The sequence below is a fragment of the Gluconobacter sp. P1D12_c genome, from assembly GCF_018812105.1.
Taxonomy (GTDB): Bacteria; Pseudomonadota; Alphaproteobacteria; order Acetobacterales; family Acetobacteraceae; genus Gluconobacter; species Gluconobacter oxydans_A.
On sequence record NZ_JACSIQ010000750.1, the window covers coordinates 1 to 383 of the forward strand.

A 383-nucleotide genomic window follows, 5' to 3' on the forward strand; every position below is an offset into this window, starting at 1 on the left:
CACAACTGATGGCGATGGTTCAACACAAGACCGCCAAGACTGGTGGTCTCGGATGGAATCCGTAGGTCGTTCATATACGAAATTAGAGGCCCAAAGGGTCATCAAAGCTCAGTCATATGATGGGGGGTATTATCCTCGTTCATGGCTTGGGCATGTGTTCCATCTGGGGTGGTCTGTTGATGATATCTGCTGGCTGATATCTGCTGACTGCAAGCACCTTGGGCTTATAGCTCGGGATTATTCTGCTGATGAGAATCTGCGTTTTGCGTGTCGTTCGGAACAGGAAGACAGGCGACGCTTCAGGCTTCCTGCTGGTGGTTTAGAATACGTTCCAGAGGTTAAGGAAGCGAAGGAATCACGCGGAGAGATTTTTGATGCAGGAC

The 383-nt window shown here is 49.9% G+C and carries 1 protein-coding gene; it reads left to right on the forward strand.

The genetic code is table 11. From position 1 onward, the window contains the following. Positions 1-52 precede the first annotated feature (52 nt). Positions 53-383 (forward strand): hypothetical protein (locus KP705_RS19025; RefSeq protein ID WP_215765439.1); only part of this gene is annotated, 331 nt, incomplete at its 3' end.